This is a genomic window from Paenalcaligenes sp. DL 309, from assembly GCF_057475285.1.
The window spans coordinates 80,907-96,243 of record NZ_JBYBKW010000005.1; the positions used below are offsets into that span (position 1 = coordinate 80,907).

The window sequence follows — 15,337 nt, forward strand, 5'->3', positions numbered from 1 at the left end:
CCTTTAATTTGATTGGCCTTTTAAACCTGCTCCTTTTCTTTTGTGTATATGAGAGTCTTACATGTTGAATAACGTGAAATTAAGAACAGCAATTGCTGTGCTGTTAGTGCTGTTTTTGATATCTATTGTAGCTAATGCGGTATTAAGCCTTATTAGCTTGCGTAGTATGATGACGGAGCTGCATGCGCTAGCGAGTCAAAATGACGCGTTAAATTCAGTGGCTAGACTCACTGAGCAGCATTACTCCAACACAGTTATTCTGGCTATTATTTCTACAGTTCTAGCCATTGCTTTAGTGGTGGTAACGTATTCAATCATAACTAAAGGAATCTTAGGGCCGTTGCGTAGTTTGTCGAATCACTTTAATGCCATTGCGGGTGGAGATTTAACGCAGCATGTAGAAGATCAAGGCAGCAATGAGATTGGCCAAGTGTTTGAGTCTTTACGCCAAATGCAAAACACCTTAGCTAAAACATTTGGGCAAATACAGCAAAGTGTACGTCAGATTAGTGATGGCTCTGAAAACATGAGTAGCGGTAATAACAGTCTAAGTTCACGCATTGACGAACAAGCCGCTGCTTTGCAGCAAACGGCTGCTAGTATGGAGCAGTTATCCGGTACGGTGCGTCAAAACGCAGACAATGCCCATCAGGCTAATCAGCTAGCTACTACGGCTTCTACCGTGGCTCAGCGTGGTGGTAAGGTAGTGGGTGAGGTGGTAAATACCATGCAAGAAATCTCAAACAGCTCCACTAAAATTGCTGAAATCGTGGGTGTTATTGATAGTATTGCCTTCCAAACAAACATCTTAGCTTTGAATGCCGCCGTTGAAGCGGCGCGGGCCGGTGAACAAGGACGGGGCTTTGCGGTGGTAGCTTCTGAGGTGCGAGCCTTGGCGCAACGCAGTGCTCAAGCAGCACGTGAAATTACCGATCTAATCGAAGATTCAGGTGAAAAGGTCAAAGAGGGTTCAGGCCAAGTAGAGCGTGCAGGTGTCACCATGCATGAAATTGTGGATTCCGTAAAGCGGGTTACAGACATTATGGGTGAGATCAGTGCGGCGACTATTGAGCAGTCCAGTGGCATTGACCAAATCAACATGGCGGTAAATCAGTTGGATTCTACCACCCTACAAAATGCAGAGATGGTAACAGAAAGCGCCAAAGCCGCTGCTGACATGAATCATCAAGTGCAGCAACTTAATCGCATCCTCAGTGGCTTTCAGGCAGATGCAAATGTGATTGATAGTACGGCACGCCCTGTTTCCCAACCATTAAGACCAGCCACCGTCCCAACCAGAAAAGTGGCTTCTAGCCACACAGCCACTAAACCGCGGGCAGCATTAGGCAGTGCGCAGCCAAGCCCAACCGCTCGGGCCGCGCATAAAACAAAAACCGCAACCCCCGTAAGTAAAACCTCAACAGCCAACAGCCCAACCGCAGCATCTAGAAAAAAAGCTGCGGATATTCCTGGTATGAATGTGACGTCTAGTGGGGGTAAAGATGCGCCGTTATTACGCCCTGACTTAAGTAATAAAAAATCCACCACTTCTGCTGAAGACGATTGGGTGGAGTTTTAAGTGCAAATAAACCTTTTACTAGGCCGTTTACGGTATGCGTTGCTGGCTGGGTTCTTATTGTTAGTAAGTGCTTGTTATAGCACAGGCAATAATTTCAGCTCAGCTGGCTTGAATAAATTGCAGCCTGGCATTTCTACTTTTCATGAAGTGGTACAACTTTTAGAAGCCGATCCGGTTAATACTTATTACCGCACAGATGGCACGTATATGGCTCGTTGGGCGCATGTGAATAGTTTATTACCTGATGCGATTTATATGGATAGAGAGCTATGGCTTGATTTTGATGCGCAAAACTACTTTATTCGCGTTGTTAAACGCCATAATGTTTCGTTGCCCGTTGAATCCAAACCAGATCGTGATATTAACTATTAATTGCCCGCAAAGCCGTGCATGAGACGAGCCATATTTTCATAGCCGGTTTCCATAAGTTGTACTAAAAATGGCGTCATTTGAGGCACCACAATAATTAAAAGAATCAGCCCCGTGCTCAAAGTAATAGGAAAACCCACCGCAAAAATCGTAATTTGTTGAGCAGTGCGGTTGAGAATACCAAAGGCTAAGTTCATGGTGAGCAAAACTATGATTAAGGGTAAGGCTAAAAGCAAGCCCGATAAGAAAATATCTTTACTGGCATCCATAATCACGCCCCAGCCATCTGCATGCAGGGTAGCGGGAGCAATAGGAAACATTTCAAAGGTATAAATAAAGGCTTGCAGCATCACTAAATGGCCATTCACAGCCAAAAAAATCAGCATAGTCACTATATTCAATAGACGAGAGATAACGGCGGTATTAGAGCCTGAAGACGGGTCAAAGAAGGAAGCAAAAGATAGCCCCATTTGAAAGCCAATGAATTCTCCTGCCACCAGCACAACAGCAAACACCAAACGCATAACAAAGCCTAATGCTATGCCTATAAGTATTTGTTGTAAGGCCAGCCAAAGCGCCTCCCAAGAGCCTGTAGGTATAAAAGGCATAGGGGGCAGCGTAGGCGCAATGGCTAAGGAAATAACCACCGCCGCGCCCACCTTCATCTGCGGTGTGATGCTGGATTCGCTAAATAGGGGGGCGGTGGCAAATAAACCTAAAACACGAAATAGCGGCCAAATAAAGGCATTAATCCAGCCATAGAGTTGATCAGCGGTAAATTCGATCATTTACATTTGTAAAACTACATGACCAAATCAGGAATGCCGATAAATAGGCTCTGCATATAATCAATCATAGTGGTGAGCAGCCAAGGGCCTAGTATGACCAATACAATGGCTACCCCTAAGAGTTTAGGAATAAAAGTGAGGGTCATTTCATTGACTTGGGTGGCAGCTTGGAAGATACTCACGGTTAATCCAATCACTAAGGAAGTCAGTAAGGTTGGACCTGCCATGCTTAGGGCTATACGCAGCGCCACATGCGTCATGCTCATAACGGTATCTGGAGTCATAATAAATACCTAGTAATGATGATTATTTGATTTGCTAGTGTTGTTATTGATAAAAACTACGCGCTAAAGAGCCAAGTAATAAATGCCAGCCATCTGCTAATACAAATAGCATCAGTTTAAAGGGCAGGGAAATGGTAACCGGTGGCACCATCATCATCCCGAGCGCCATCATGGTGCTGGCGACGACTAAATCAATGATTAAAAAGGGAATGAAGATGGTAAAGCCAATTTGAAAGGCGGTTTTTAGTTCACTGGTAACAAAAGCGGGTACTAGTATACGTAAAGGTAGATCTTCTGGTGTTTGTACCTCAGTGACGTTTGCCATATCGGCAAATAGCATCAGATCGGTTTCACGGGTTTGATGCAGCATAAAGGTCTTTAGCGGTTTTGCGCCCGCACCTAAGGCCTCTTGTAAGTTAATTTCATTTTTTGCTAACGGTTCGTAGGCTTGCTCATAGACCTCATCAAACACCGGTGACATGGCAAAAAAAGTAAGAAATAAGGCAATGCCAATGAGCACCGGGTTAGGTGGTGAGGTGTTCGTTCCCATCGCATTACGTAGCAAACCCAGCACAATAATAATACGCGTAAACCCCGTCATCATCATTAGCATAGCGGGTAGAAACGACATCATGGTGAGCAACACCAAGGTTTCTACCGATAAAGACCACGTTTGCCCCCCATCGGCATTGGGATTGCTAGTAATAGAGGGCATACCCAATTGCTGCGCTTGTACCCCTAGCGGCAGCCAGAGTACTAACAGCAAAAGCAGCCAAAAGAAGGGCTTAAGACGCGTTGTTTTCACTCGCTTCAGTAGTCTCAGTTGATGATGTTTTAGGGAGCAAGGCTTGTTGTAGTGTGGATGCAAAAGCAGCATCTTCGGGTAAGGTTTGCAACAGGTTGATTTGATGCTGCGTAATACCAAGCACCATGCGTTTTTTTTCTACCTCAACCACCACAATACTATTGCGTCCACCTAAAGACTGGGAGGCGATGATTTCTATGGTGGCTTGGCCGCGGTTACGTAATAAACCACTGCGGCGTGCTAACCACGCTGCAGCAAAGATTAAAACAATAACTAAAACTAAACTAAGTGATAGCCGAAGCAGGTCAAGCTGTTGCATTGCTAGTCATTAATTAACGGCGGCTGTTGAGGCGCTGGATACGATCAGAAGGCGTGACGATATCAGTAATACGAATACCGTATTTTTCTTCTACCACCACCACCTCACCTTGAGCAATCAGATAGCCATTAACGTAAATATCCATGGGTTCACCCGCTAAACCATCCAGTTCAACCACAGAACCTTGACCCAGTTGCAAGATGTTTTTTAGTGTTAGTCGTGTGCGGCCTAGCTCTACAGACAGTTGGACGGGAATGTCCATAATCATGTCTATATCACTCGTGCTACCGTCTTTGCCTTCGTCGAAAGGTTTAAAAAGACTGGTGTCTGCAGTGGCCTGAGGCTGAGCAACAGCTGGTTCTTCTGCTGTTTCGGAAGCTGTGGTATCAGCGCTATCATCTATGCTGCCTGCTGTTTGCTCTGCTAGGGCGGCGGCCCAGTCATCATCTAAATCACTCAAACCTTCGGCTTGGGTGCCAGAACGGCTTTCAGAAGATTCAGAGGTTTCAGTTTCAGCTGCTTTTTCAGCTGCTTCACCGGCCTGTTGCTCTGCCATGGCGGCAGCCCAATCGGCTTCGAAGTCGTCGCTGTCTTGTGGTTCGTTAGCTTTATTCGGATCTGTCATGGGGTTTAGCCTTGTGGAAATCGTGTTCTTTACTAGCGAGAAATTTATTGACGCGCAGGGCGTACTTGTGATTAAAGGTGCCGTAAGAGCCCTCTAAAATCGGAACGCCATCAACATGGGCTGTGATTTTCTCAGGAATCTCTACGGGAAGTACATCATTAACTTTTAAATTAAGCAGCTCACGTACTGAGCTATTAATCTTGACAAAATCAGCAATTAAATCCACTTCTGCACTACGTACTTGACGTGAAAGCTGCTGGGACCAGCGTTGATCGATGGCGTCACCACTGGTGTCTTGTAGGGGCCGTATAAGTAAATCACGTACTGGCTCAATCATGGAGTAGGGCAAACAAATGTTTAAATTGCCGCCTTGTGCACCAAATTCTATATTAAATGAGGTCACTACTACCAGCTCATTGCCAGTACTAATGCTGGCAAATTTCGTATGCATTTCAGAGCGTATATATTCAGCCTCAATCTTATATACGGGCTCCCAAGAAGAGCAATAGCTCTCTAGCGTAAGCTCGAGTAAGCGTAAAATGATGCGTTGCTCAGTGGTGGTGAAATCTCTACCTTCAATCCGCGTATTATATCGACCATGTCCGCCAAATAAACTGTCTATAATTAAAAAGACAAGGTTGGGGTCAAACGTAAAGAGAGAAATACCCCGTAGCGGCTTCAGATGCACCATATTTAAGTTACTCGGAACGGGTAAATTGCGTTCAAAGTCACTGTATTTGAGGATATTAATAGAGCCTACGGTGATGTCTGCGTTGCGGCGCATAAAGCTCAGCATAGTACTACGCATACGGCGTGCAAAGCGCTCATTAATGAGCTCCAACGTTTGCATACGGTTACGAATGACGCGATCGGGCGAGGCCAAATCATAAGGGCGCACACCATCAGCATCTACCGTCTCTTTGCTTTTATCGCTAGACTCATCGCCAGAAACGCCTGCTAAGAGGGCATCGACTTCGTCTTGAGAGAGAAAACTTTGATACGACATTTATTGAATCACAAAAGCAGTAAATAGCACATTTTGTATGCGTGGGGTGGTGGAAGGGCCACCATAAGGGCTACTTAATACATGAATAAGCGAATCCACCAGCTGCTCGCGCCCCTCTGGGGTTTGTACATGGGCCGGGTGCTGTTCAGAAAGCGTCTTTAATATTCTATCTCTTACCACCGGGTTATATTCTTTTAAAAGACTAACGGAGCTTTCATCCAAAAGTTGTAAGGTAATGGCAACGTGTAAAATTCGCGATCTAGCACCGCCCTCACTAATGGTGACGGTAAAAGGAGCCAGATTTGTAAAAATAGGCCGCTCAGCAGGGGCAGGTTCAGGTGTAGGCTTTTCTACCTCATGGGCCACAGGCGCAGCAGGCTGTGCGGCTAGTTCTCCATTTGTCTCTTCTTCGGCTGTGTCTATGTTTAAGAGGGTATCTAGGCCGAGTAAATTTGCTCCAGCCGGCCAAGTGTAATACAAGGTAGCGCCTACGCTGGCTGCTATCACAATAAGTATGAGCAAAAGCATGCGTATTAAGCGCTTAAATTTAGAAGGTTTACGCTTGCGACGTGGAGGGGTTTCCTCAGAAGTAGGGGTCGCATTACGAGCCGTCTTGCGGCGGCGAGCGTTAGTAGATGTAGCCATAATAATAAACTGCAGCCCTACACAAAAAGGGTAACTAGATTAAAAAATAACGGTAGCAATCAGAGTAAATCCGTGTCATGTAACAAAGTATTTGCTTATTAAGCAAAGGTGTCAATTATAGCATCGGGATCCGTGTTTTGCTTTGTATTTGCTGTGAGTAAGGCGTCGGTCTCAGGAGCTTGGTCTAGGCCATGCAAGCGGAAGCTTTCAGAGTTTTCTCCTTTATTTTGCTCAGATTGTTGTTCCGACTGAGCAAAAAAGTGTTGATCACTCACATTCGCTTCACCTAAACTCAAACCCGACTGCGCTAATTGCTGCTGTAACTGAGGAATAGAAAGCTCAATCGTTTGCCTAGTTTGGGCGTGAGCCGCAAAAATCATCGCATTGGCTACGCCTTCATTAATAGAGAGCATAATACGCAACGGCCCTAACTCAGGGGGATCTAAGCGGATCTCAGCCGTTTGTAAACCGGGTTGGTTATTTTGTCCCGCTTGCTGACTCATTTGCACCATTACACGGCCGAAATCAGCGCCCCATTGGGCGGTTTGGCTTAAGGGCGTGGTAATTTGTGCACTATACGTGGGATTAAATGAATTGGCACCCAAAGTTGCGTTATTTTGGGCCGTATGGCTTTGAGCAGATAAGCCACTTAGTTCTGAAAGTAAGGGGCTGCTTGCGTTAGAGACAGTTGTTTTTGCCCCTTCAGTAGCGGCATGCAATGCTGATTGAAAATTGTTTAGGTTGAAGGTATTTGCGGTTTTCTTTTCAGCAGCGCTAGAGTTGTTTAGATCAAAGCGTACATCAAAGCGATTATCCGGTTTTTTGTCTTTATCGAGGCTAAAGCGTGAAGACTGGGCGGCGTCTTGGTGTAGGCTGGCCAAAGCCGCCTGAGCAGAGCGTATGGCTTTGGATTCATTGGCAATAAACAGTGTGCTACTGATGAAGTCAGCCGCGTTTTTAACGTCTTGTTTTGTTGCTAGCAATGCATCGGTATTAGCAGGCTGCGATTGGCGCAGCAGGGCGAGTAACTCTTTAGGATCATCCGTGCTTTTAAACTGCTGTAAGAGTTTATTCAATTGGTCAGAATCCACTCCCAAGTCTTTTAACTGGGCTAAGAGCTCTTTTTGTGCTTGCGGATCTAGGCCTAGTGCGGCCAGCATATCAAGCAATTCGGGGTCTAAGGCATCTGCTTGTTGACCTAATAACTCTGCAAAAGACGCACCCACACCTGCACCATGCGCGTCTGCGGCTTTAGTTTGCAGGGCTCCTATGCCAGACTTGGCGGGTGCGGCATGAGATAAAACGGTTAGCAGCTGTGCGTTCATGTATAAACCTAATTAATTAATATGATGTAAGCGATAATGCATGGCAGCAGAAAGCTCATCGTTATCGCGTTGCTCTTGGCGCGCTAGGCGCTGGGCTTGTTCGGCATCACGGCGATCCTGCAAGGTTTGGTATGCGTTAAGACGCTGCTTAGCCTCTAGCCATTGTTTTTTCTGGGCTTCAATCTTGGGTGTGAACTGCTCTATGACGGCGCTTTGCTGAGTGATGGCTTTATCTAGGGTGCCAATGAAGCGGTAAAAATTATGGTAATTAGCCACTGAAACGCCATTTTTACTGGTTTCAAGTAAGCGTGCCGTGTAATCCTCACGGTATTGCTTGAGCATAGTGAGCTGTTCAGAGGCTTTAGCTTGCTCTGAGTTTAGCTTGCCTAAGCGTTGTTCTTCTTGATCTACATCGTTAGTTGTTAACTCAATGAGCATTTTTATGGAAGCGTTATTAGGCATGGGGCTAGGCTCCTAAAATAGCGTTTAACTCATTGACGGACTGATCAAAACTAACCGGTGTTTCTACCGCTTGGCGCAAATACGATTCTAACCACGGATGCCGCTCTATGGCTTCATCAATAGCCGCATCATTGCCACGCTGATACGCTCCTACCGCAATTAAATCACGATTACGCTGGTAGATAGACATAATTTGCTTAAATTTATGGACTCGCTTGACGTGCTCAGGGCTTACCACCGCAGACATCACTCTAGAGATAGAAGCTTCTACATCAATAGCGGGGTAGTGCCCAGACTGAGCTAATGCCCTTGATAATACCACGTGACCATCTAATATGGCACGCGACGCGTCCGCAATAGGATCTTGTTGATCATCGCCTTCGGTGAGTACGGTATAAAAAGCCGTAATCGATCCTGAAGCACTGCCATCGTCAGTAATGGCGCCATTACCGGCCCGTTCTACTAAGGCAGGCAGCTTATTAAATACAGAAGGGGGATAACCTTTAGTGGCTGGGGGCTCTCCCACAGCTAGAGCAATCTCACGCTGTGCCATGGCATAGCGCGTGAGAGAATCCATAATGAGCAACACATGTTTACCTTGGTCGCGGAAATGCTCAGCAATGCGGGTGGCGTATACCGCACCTTGTAGTCGGAGTAGGGGAGAAACATCCGCGGGAGCTGCCACCACTACCGAGCGTTTTAAACCCATTTCCCCTAAGTTGTCTTCTATAAACTCTTTAACCTCACGACCACGCTCACCAATTAAGCCCACCACGATCACATCGGCCTCAGTGTAGCGAGCCATCATGCCTAAAAGCACACTTTTACCCACCCCAGAGCCCGCAAATAAGCCCATACGTTGGCCGCGTCCCACGGTAAGCAACCCATTGATAGCCCGCACTCCAACGTCCATGTGACGGGTGACAGGGATGCGTTCCATGGGGTTAATAAAGGTGGCATTTAAACTGGCTTTAGGGCCAATGCTTAGGGAACCTAGACCATCTAGCTCAGCCCCTGAAGCGTCCACCACACGGCCCAGTAGGTGATCACCTATGGGCAGTTGTTGTGCTAAGGCCGGAGGCTGTGGCTCTTGCACTTGTGCCTTTTTATTAAGAGTCACAGGCTCTTCGGTCAGTGGTTCTACGGGCAGCACCAAGGCCCCTGAGCGCAAGCCCATGGTTTCATGGTAGGGCATTAAAAATAAGGTGTCACCTTCAAAACCTACCACTTCGGCATCGGCCCATATGCCCAAGCCTTCAGATAACTGAATACGGCAAGAAGCCCCTAGTGGCAGCCGTAAGCCGGTGGCTTCCAGTACTAAGCCGGTGGCTTTGGTAATACGCCCACTGCGTGCAATGGCATCACTGCTTTGTATGCGCAGGCCGGCTGTTTGCAGCTGTGCTAGCCATTGAGCAGTCGGGGAGGCAGGAGCAAAAGGCTTCATAAAAGGTAGATGATAAATTTAGAGAGCGTTTTTGGCCGCGGCCGCCACGGAAGGCCCTAGTCGGGATAGCGTGCGGCGCCAGCGTGTTTCTAAGGTGGCGTCAATATGGCCCAGTGCTGATTTTATTTCTAAACCACCTGCACGAATGCTTTCATCGGTTTTAAGACGCCAGGCGTTGTGCTTTAAATCTTCGGCTAAGTGTTGCTCCACTAAAGGAAGGTCTTCGGGGTGCAGCAACAAAGTCACCGCTTGATCCCTTTGCTCTACATCTTTGAGCGTTTCTTTGACTAAAGGCAGTAGCTGTTCAGGGTAGTGTTTGAGCTCAGTGTGTAACACATGTTGAGCAATATCTACCGCTAAGGCTAATAGAGCTTGGCCTACGTCTTCATGCAGCTGATTAAGCGCGCTACCACTGCTGGTGGCGAGTTCAGCTAAACGAGTGGCCTCGGCTTGGGACTTTTCTGATCCCTCTTCATAGCCGGTTTTGTAGCCTTCGTCATAGCCTTGTTTATGGCCTTTGGCATGACCTTCTTCAAAGCCTGTTTTAAGCCCTTCGCTGCGGCCCGATTCTACGCCTTGTTGATGCCCGGCAGCATAGCCTTCGGCTTTGGCTTGCTGTAGCGCCAACTCTTTAAGCTCCGCAATTTCCGCCAATAGGGCTGCCGCGTCGACTTCTTCAGGCGTGGGTTTAGGTGCGTGGGGATCATCCGGAGTAAAATCAAAGGGCTCCATCTGCCAACGCTGCCAATGCTTGTCGGCATATGGCGAGTTGTCTTGATCAGACATACTCATCACTTCCTAGGCCTGTTAAGGTGATTTGATCCGACTCGGCTAAGCGGCGGGCCACTTCCACCACGGATTTTTGCTCTTCTTCAACTCGCGAGATGCGTATAGGCCCTTGGGCCTCTATGTCTTCGCGCAGCATATCAGCCGCACGGTTTGACATGTTTTTGAAGAATTTCTCACGTAATTCTTCCGCCGCTCCTTTGAGTGCCACAGTAAGGGTAGTGGTTTCCACTTCTTTAAGAATGAGCTGTATGGCGGAGTCTTCCAAATCCAGTAAGTTGTCGAAGACAAACATTTCTTCTACGATGCGTTCGGTGAGATCGGCATCCATACTGCGTAAACTGCTAACAATGGCTTCTTCGTTGGCGGTATTCATGTAATTGAGCATCTCAGCAGCGGTACGTGGGCCGCCCATTTTGCTGCGTTTGGCGCTTTGACCTGTGAGCATGGCGTTTAATACTTCGGTGAGCTCATGCAGCGCATTAGGCTGTACGCCGCCAAAAGTGGCAATGCGCAGCACCACGTCATCACGTAACCGCTCGTTTAGCTCTACTAAAATATCGGCCGCTCTATCGCGTTCTAAGTGCACTAAAATGGTAGCAATAATCTGCGGGTGTTCATCCGCAATCAGTTCAGCCACACTGGAAGCATCTAACCAGTTAAGAGCATCAATGCCGCTACCAGCTCCCCCATCTGAGTCTAAGATGTCTTCAATAATACCGGCGGCACGGTCTGAGCCCAGCGCTTTAGTGAGCACCGAACGTATGTAATCATTGGAATCTAAGGTAACGGCCATGAATTGGTCGGCTTCTTCGCGGAAGTCTTCCAGTACTTGGTCCATATCATTACGGGTGAGTTGTTTGAGGTCAGCCATAGCGGCGCCTAACTCTTGCACCTCTTTGGGGTTGAGGAATTTAAACACTTCCGAGGCGGCATCTTCGCCTAGTGCCATCATTAAAATAGCGCTATCACGTAGACTTTGCTTACTCATTCTCTTCCTCCTCTTCATCCGCTTCTTTGTTTATCCAAGAACGCAACACCATGGCCACGGCGCGAGGGTCTTTTTCTGCCATACTGCGGGCGGTGTTAACGTTATCCTCATATCGATTAATTTCAGCCGCGCGCTCTTTAGCAATTTGTTCACGCTCTAGGTCTTCCTCGACTTCTTCACGCACCATCAAGGCTTGAGAGCGAGCTTGTATAAGCCCCTGAATAATGGGGTTTACCACCACGCGCCAAAATACAAAGAACAGCACAGCAATTAAGAAATATTTTAACAGCGACATGGCAGTCTCTATGTAGGAGCTGTTTTTCCAAAAGGGCACGGAGTAGTCTTCTGGAGCGGTAAAGCGGCTATTGACTACACTTAGGGTATCGCCACGCGTGGCTGAATAACCCACTGCTTCCATAACGAGTGAGCGTATGTTTTCTAGCTCTTGAGGCTCTAAAGGGGTGAGTTCTTTGTCAATGTAGCGGTCATTAATAACTACAGCAACGGACAGGCGCTTAAGCTCACCCGCTGGCCCTTTCACATGACTAATGGTGCGATCCACTTCGTAATTAATGGTGCTATCAGTGCGGGCATTACCGGTAGGAGAAACCAGTCGGGCTTGGGCTTCAAGGGTGCTTAGACGGCTATCGAAATTGTTTTGGTCCTGATTTTGTTCGTTTTGATTTTCCGCTTGTGCTTGATTGGCGTTTGCCACTTGTTCTTGGGTCACAGCCACCGCATTTTCATCCACAATGGGCGCTACCGGATCGGCAGGCGGTTCATTGGTGAGCGCACCGGGTATGCCGCCGTCTGGTCTGACGCTATTTTGGATGGAAACACTACTTTGCTCACTACGTATAGAGGCTTCGCCGGGCTTTTGATTAGGTCTATAGGTTTCAGAAGTTTCTTCGCGACTGGCAAAATCCACTTCGGCACTGACCTGCGCGCGCACATTGCCAGGGCCTAGGAGCGGGTTTAATATAGTTAAAATACGCTGTACAGCACGGTGTTCTATATCGGCGGCGAAGTCACGTTGGGCAATTACCCCGCCTTCACCATCAGGGGGCGTTAACAATCTGCCATCTTGGTCAACAATTGATACATTATCCGCGTGCAAAGAGGGCACGCTGGAGGAAACCAGCCAGCGTATAGCGGCTACCTGACCTTCAGATAAGGTGCGGCCGGGGTATAAAGTAACCAGTACGGAGGCGGTGGGTTTTTGACGGTCGCGTACAAATAAAGTTTCACGCGGTATGGCCAAGTGCACGCGGGCATTTTCTACCGCATGCACTGCCATCACCGAATTCGCTAACTCACCCTCTAGCGCACGCTGGTAAGTGACTTGTTCAGTAAATTGGCTCGCACCAAAACGGGATTCATCTAAAAGCTCAAAGCCCACATTGCCGCCCCGCGGCAAACCTTGGCTAGCAAGTTGCATGCGAGCTTCGTATACATCGCCTTTAGGTACCAGAATAGCCGTGCCACTTTCAGAAAACTGATAGGGGATATTCATTTGGCCTAGGGCATTAACAATAGTGCCACCGTCTTTATCATCAAGATTAGAGAAAAGCACTTCATAGTCTGGCGTGCGCGACCACATGGCCACCACGACGATAACAGCCACAATCGCTGCAGCCGCCCCAATTTGAGCGGTGCGGGGGAGGGTGCGCATGAAGTTTAGGCCAGGGAATCGTTCAAACAGTTGGGCAGCCTGGCTCATTTAAAAAAACTCGTAAAAGATAAATAGAAATACCTAAACGGCATGCCCGAGGAATAGTCGAAAGATACATGCGGAAAACGGTAGGAATTATACAAAAACGAAGCGCAGCAAGCAAAAAGGCTACAGCATGCCTTAATTAGACGGGCATGCTGGCAATGGATTGATACGCCTGCACAAAGCGATTACGTGCCTGCACGGTGGTTTGAAATGCCAGACTCGCTTTTTGGAGGTCAATCATAACATCATTTAAAGAGGCTGTTGAGCTTCCTGCGCTAAAGGCGTTGGCTTGATTATTGGCAGCATTTTGTGTAGAGGCTAAACGATTCAAGCTGCGCTCTAGCTCAGCAGCAAAGTTACTGCCGCTAGCCGCGTTGGCTTCAGAGCTTGAGGAAAGAGGGGTGGCGTTGGCGCCAGCAGCGGCATTTTGTGCCACGTTGCGCATCTGCGCTAAAAGGGCATCCATGGAAGAAGTAGAGATAGACATGGTTACAAACTCGTAGGGAATAAACGCTCCGTATCGGAATCGTCAGACTCTAAAGCATATAACCAAGCGAGTAATTCTGCAATCACCAGATACAATTCAGGCGGTATATGTTGGTCTAAATCAACCTGCATCAACAAACCCACTAATTCTTTAGATTCATGCACATACAAATCGTGCTCTTTGGCTGTGGCAATAATAGCATCGGCCACATGGCCGTAACCCTTGGCGACTACGCGTGGGGCGTTATCGGCCGTTGGGTCATAGCGCAGAGCAATCGCACTATTTGGTGGGCGATTTTTATTATGGCTCATCATGAATCTCACTTGGAGCCACTTGTAATTGTTCTATATCTATGCCTTGCGCTTGTAAGCGCTGCACTAAAGGCTGTAAATTTATATTTAGGTGCTCAGCGGATTTGGGGGCGCGCAAATGTAAACGTAAAGCGTTTTCATTCATATATAACCGGGCCTCTACTTCCCCCAAGTTTGGCAGCTTTACACGTAACCGCGTTTGCCACGGGGTGTGATTTTCATCTTCTGGATTGAGTTCTTGGTCAGTATCGCCTTGTTCTTCTTGGCGGCGCTGGACCTCTAATTCCATAGGGGCCCCAGGCCAGGCCTCACCGCGCCACGCAAACAACTGATTCGCCAGCACTTCTAACTGCTGACGCACAATCTGTTGAGTAGAAGGATCAATACCGGATTGTTGCAAACTGGCCGCCGTTTGCGCGGCTTGTAGACTTTGTTGGGCCTGTTTGGCACCGCTGGTTTTACCGTCTGCATCGGATGCCGCCTGTAAATGGGCTTGTGCCTGTGGCTGTTGTTGTAATTGCGAAAGCGTAGTTTGCCCTTTAACTAACTGTGCTAAGTGTGATTCATAAAACATACCACTTTGCTGCACATTTTGGCTTAGCGCTTGCATAAACACACTGGCTAAGGCCGTAGGCCCGCTGGCAGCCTGCGCTAATTGGCGTGGCTGCAATAAAGGCGCTTTACCTTGTACGGGTTGATTGCCTTGCTGCGTAGACAGTAAGGCTAAAATGGTACGTGCGGTGCGCCCAAGGGTAGTGGGGGCGGATTGGGTAAAACGGCTATCGGTAATAAAACGCTGCAGCTGGCTAGCCACCCGCGGATCTTGGCGCCCAATCTCAGCGCCTTTGTCGCGTTCCCCGGCTTGAGCCGCTTTATCACCCAGCGCTCTATCGGCCTGCTGACCGCGCTGGTTTTGATTTTCTGTAGGAATTAAGCGATTTGTGGGCTGCGTTTGCCGTAAGGCATCCGGGTGCGCACCGGTGCGCGCCTGCCCAGATTGACTAATGCCTAGAACGGTGTCTAGGCGTTGGGCAAGTAAATTACCGAGGGAAGAAGGGCCCAGGCTCATTGATTCATACTAGGGCCGCAATAGGCTTGCACCACATTTTTGTGGCGCTGCGTATCACCCAATAAGCCCCCTAAGCGCTGTAGTTCAGGTGCCACTAATTCTTGGATTTGTTTATCGTTTTCAATAATGCGGCTGAGCAGCTTTTGCTGCGCTTCCGTATCGGCATCCGCCGTTGCTGGCGCAGGCAGGCTTTTGAGTTTTTCCACGGCAGCTACGTAATCCGCACTTATCGCGACTACTTGCTCCCATTGGGCATGATGCGCCTCTGCTAGCATGCGGCTAGTAAGGTCTAAGAGGAGTTCGTAGTGCTGTAGTGGCGTCATAA

At 48.0% G+C, this 15,337-nt stretch carries 19 protein-coding genes; 2 read left to right on the forward strand and 17 right to left on the reverse strand.

The genetic code is table 11. The features are described from left to right. The first annotated feature begins 61 nt into the window (after window positions 1-61). Window positions 62-1,579, forward strand: coding sequence for a methyl-accepting chemotaxis protein (locus AC2UZJ_RS08075; RefSeq protein WP_486949635.1), 1,518 nt, complete (start codon window positions 62-64; stop codon window positions 1,577-1,579). Then, the gene (locus AC2UZJ_RS08080) at window positions 1,580-1,951 is read left to right on the forward strand and encodes a hypothetical protein (RefSeq protein ID WP_486949636.1); all 372 of its coding nucleotides are present in this window, start codon (window positions 1,580-1,582) and stop codon (window positions 1,949-1,951) included. Here the strand turns inward: AC2UZJ_RS08080 and fliR are convergent. The 17 genes from fliR to AC2UZJ_RS08165 all read right to left on the reverse strand — a co-directional run bounded on the left by fliR (window position 1,948) and on the right by AC2UZJ_RS08165 (window position 15,335). Further along, complete coding sequence (gene fliR / locus AC2UZJ_RS08085) at window positions 1,948-2,736, reverse strand: flagellar biosynthetic protein FliR (protein WP_486949637.1); 789 nt, start codon at window positions 2,734-2,736, stop codon at window positions 1,948-1,950. The two genes, AC2UZJ_RS08080 and fliR, sit on opposite strands and share 4 nt — an antisense overlap. 14 nt (window positions 2,737-2,750) lie before the next feature. Next, entirely contained in the window at window positions 2,751-3,020 is a 270-nt protein-coding gene (gene fliQ / locus AC2UZJ_RS08090; RefSeq protein ID WP_486949638.1) for a flagellar biosynthesis protein FliQ, read from the reverse strand. 43 nt (window positions 3,021-3,063) lie between these two features. Continuing rightward, entirely contained in the window at window positions 3,064-3,825 is a 762-nt protein-coding gene (fliP, locus tag AC2UZJ_RS08095; protein WP_486949639.1) for a flagellar type III secretion system pore protein FliP, read from the reverse strand. Continuing rightward, window positions 3,806-4,144 (reverse strand): flagellar biosynthetic protein FliO, encoded by a 339-nt coding sequence (fliO, locus tag AC2UZJ_RS08100; RefSeq protein WP_486949640.1) that lies wholly within the window; start codon window positions 4,142-4,144, stop codon window positions 3,806-3,808. The genes fliP and fliO overlap by 20 nt, the downstream gene beginning before the upstream one ends. A 13-nt stretch (window positions 4,145-4,157) precedes the next feature. Next, window positions 4,158-4,769: a flagellar motor switch protein FliN gene (gene fliN, locus AC2UZJ_RS08105; RefSeq protein ID WP_486949641.1), complete on the reverse strand. Its 612-nt coding sequence runs from the start codon at window positions 4,767-4,769 to the stop codon at window positions 4,158-4,160. Beyond that, window positions 4,753-5,775 carry a flagellar motor switch protein FliM gene (gene fliM, locus AC2UZJ_RS08110; RefSeq protein WP_486949642.1) on the reverse strand — a complete coding sequence of 341 codons (1,023 nt, stop codon included), beginning with the start codon at window positions 5,773-5,775 and terminating at the stop codon, window positions 4,753-4,755. The genes fliN and fliM overlap by 17 nt, the downstream gene beginning before the upstream one ends. Beyond that, the gene (locus tag AC2UZJ_RS08115; RefSeq protein WP_486949643.1) at window positions 5,776-6,420 is read right to left on the reverse strand and encodes a flagellar basal body-associated FliL family protein; all 645 of its coding nucleotides are present in this window, start codon (window positions 6,418-6,420) and stop codon (window positions 5,776-5,778) included. A 98-nt stretch (window positions 6,421-6,518) separates the two neighbouring features. Then, window positions 6,519-7,745 carry a flagellar hook-length control protein FliK gene (locus tag AC2UZJ_RS08120; protein ID WP_486949644.1) on the reverse strand — a complete coding sequence of 409 codons (1,227 nt, stop codon included), beginning with the start codon at window positions 7,743-7,745 and terminating at the stop codon, window positions 6,519-6,521. A gap of 12 nt (window positions 7,746-7,757) precedes the next feature. Then, window positions 7,758-8,207, reverse strand: a complete 450-nt coding sequence (fliJ, locus tag AC2UZJ_RS08125; RefSeq protein ID WP_486949645.1) for a flagellar export protein FliJ — start codon at window positions 8,205-8,207, stop codon at window positions 7,758-7,760. Window positions 8,208-8,211: 4 nt separating this feature from the next. After that, a complete protein-coding gene (gene fliI / locus AC2UZJ_RS08130) occupies window positions 8,212-9,651 on the reverse strand; it encodes a flagellar protein export ATPase FliI (protein ID WP_486949646.1) in 1,440 nt (479 codons plus the stop codon). Window positions 9,652-9,669: 18 nt separating this feature from the next. After that, window positions 9,670-10,437 (reverse strand): flagellar assembly protein FliH, encoded by a 768-nt coding sequence (gene fliH / locus AC2UZJ_RS08135; RefSeq protein ID WP_486949647.1) that lies wholly within the window; start codon window positions 10,435-10,437, stop codon window positions 9,670-9,672. After that, window positions 10,430-11,428 carry a flagellar motor switch protein FliG gene (fliG, locus tag AC2UZJ_RS08140; protein ID WP_486949648.1) on the reverse strand — a complete coding sequence of 333 codons (999 nt, stop codon included), beginning with the start codon at window positions 11,426-11,428 and terminating at the stop codon, window positions 10,430-10,432. The genes fliH and fliG overlap by 8 nt, the downstream gene beginning before the upstream one ends. Beyond that, window positions 11,421-13,148 carry a flagellar basal-body MS-ring/collar protein FliF gene (fliF, locus tag AC2UZJ_RS08145; protein WP_486949649.1) on the reverse strand — a complete coding sequence of 576 codons (1,728 nt, stop codon included), beginning with the start codon at window positions 13,146-13,148 and terminating at the stop codon, window positions 11,421-11,423. Before fliF ends, fliG begins: the two co-directional genes overlap by 8 nt. A gap of 136 nt (window positions 13,149-13,284) precedes the next feature. Continuing rightward, the gene (gene fliE / locus AC2UZJ_RS08150) at window positions 13,285-13,632 is read right to left on the reverse strand and encodes a flagellar hook-basal body complex protein FliE (RefSeq protein ID WP_486949650.1); all 348 of its coding nucleotides are present in this window, start codon (window positions 13,630-13,632) and stop codon (window positions 13,285-13,287) included. 2 nt (window positions 13,633-13,634) lie between these two features. Beyond that, window positions 13,635-13,943 (reverse strand): EscU/YscU/HrcU family type III secretion system export apparatus switch protein, encoded by a 309-nt coding sequence (locus AC2UZJ_RS08155; protein ID WP_486949784.1) that lies wholly within the window; start codon window positions 13,941-13,943, stop codon window positions 13,635-13,637. Continuing rightward, complete coding sequence (gene fliK / locus AC2UZJ_RS08160) at window positions 13,933-15,012, reverse strand: flagellar hook-length control protein FliK (RefSeq protein ID WP_486949651.1); 1,080 nt, start codon at window positions 15,010-15,012, stop codon at window positions 13,933-13,935. Before fliK ends, AC2UZJ_RS08155 begins: the two co-directional genes overlap by 11 nt. Beyond that, complete coding sequence (locus tag AC2UZJ_RS08165; RefSeq protein WP_486949652.1) at window positions 15,009-15,335, reverse strand: flagellar protein FliT; 327 nt, start codon at window positions 15,333-15,335, stop codon at window positions 15,009-15,011. The genes fliK and AC2UZJ_RS08165 overlap by 4 nt, the downstream gene beginning before the upstream one ends. Window positions 15,336-15,337: the final 2 nt, after the last annotated feature.

Excerpts from the sequence above, each read along its gene's own strand:
- AC2UZJ_RS08075 (WP_486949635.1), top strand. The coding sequence starts at position 62 with ATGTTGAATAACGTGAAATTAAGAACAGCAATTGCTGTGCTGTTAGTG.
- fliR (WP_486949637.1), bottom strand. The coding sequence starts at position 2,736 with ATGATCGAATTTACCGCTGATCAACTCTATGGCTGGATTAATGCCTTT.
- fliQ (WP_486949638.1), bottom strand. The coding sequence starts at position 3,020 with ATGACTCCAGATACCGTTATGAGCATGACGCATGTGGCGCTGCGTATA.
- fliO (WP_486949640.1), bottom strand. The coding sequence starts at position 4,144 with ATGCAACAGCTTGACCTGCTTCGGCTATCACTTAGTTTAGTTTTAGTT.
- fliN (WP_486949641.1), bottom strand. The coding sequence starts at position 4,769 with ATGACAGATCCGAATAAAGCTAACGAACCACAAGACAGCGACGACTTC.
- fliM (WP_486949642.1), bottom strand. The coding sequence starts at position 5,775 with ATGTCGTATCAAAGTTTTCTCTCTCAAGACGAAGTCGATGCCCTCTTA.
- AC2UZJ_RS08115 (WP_486949643.1), bottom strand. The coding sequence starts at position 6,420 with ATGGCTACATCTACTAACGCTCGCCGCCGCAAGACGGCTCGTAATGCG.
- AC2UZJ_RS08120 (WP_486949644.1), bottom strand. The coding sequence starts at position 7,745 with ATGAACGCACAGCTGCTAACCGTTTTATCTCATGCCGCACCCGCCAAG.
- fliJ (WP_486949645.1), bottom strand. The coding sequence starts at position 8,207 with ATGCCTAATAACGCTTCCATAAAAATGCTCATTGAGTTAACAACTAAC.
- fliI (WP_486949646.1), bottom strand. The coding sequence starts at position 9,651 with ATGAAGCCTTTTGCTCCTGCCTCCCCGACTGCTCAATGGCTAGCACAG.
- fliH (WP_486949647.1), bottom strand. The coding sequence starts at position 10,437 with ATGTCTGATCAAGACAACTCGCCATATGCCGACAAGCATTGGCAGCGT.
- fliG (WP_486949648.1), bottom strand. The coding sequence starts at position 11,428 with ATGAGTAAGCAAAGTCTACGTGATAGCGCTATTTTAATGATGGCACTA.
- fliF (WP_486949649.1), bottom strand. The coding sequence starts at position 13,148 with ATGAGCCAGGCTGCCCAACTGTTTGAACGATTCCCTGGCCTAAACTTC.
- fliE (WP_486949650.1), bottom strand. The coding sequence starts at position 13,632 with ATGTCTATCTCTACTTCTTCCATGGATGCCCTTTTAGCGCAGATGCGC.
- AC2UZJ_RS08155 (WP_486949784.1), bottom strand. The coding sequence starts at position 13,943 with ATGAGCCATAATAAAAATCGCCCACCAAATAGTGCGATTGCTCTGCGC.
- fliK (WP_486949651.1), bottom strand. The coding sequence starts at position 15,012 with ATGAGCCTGGGCCCTTCTTCCCTCGGTAATTTACTTGCCCAACGCCTA.
- AC2UZJ_RS08165 (WP_486949652.1), bottom strand. The coding sequence starts at position 15,335 with ATGACGCCACTACAGCACTACGAACTCCTCTTAGACCTTACTAGCCGC.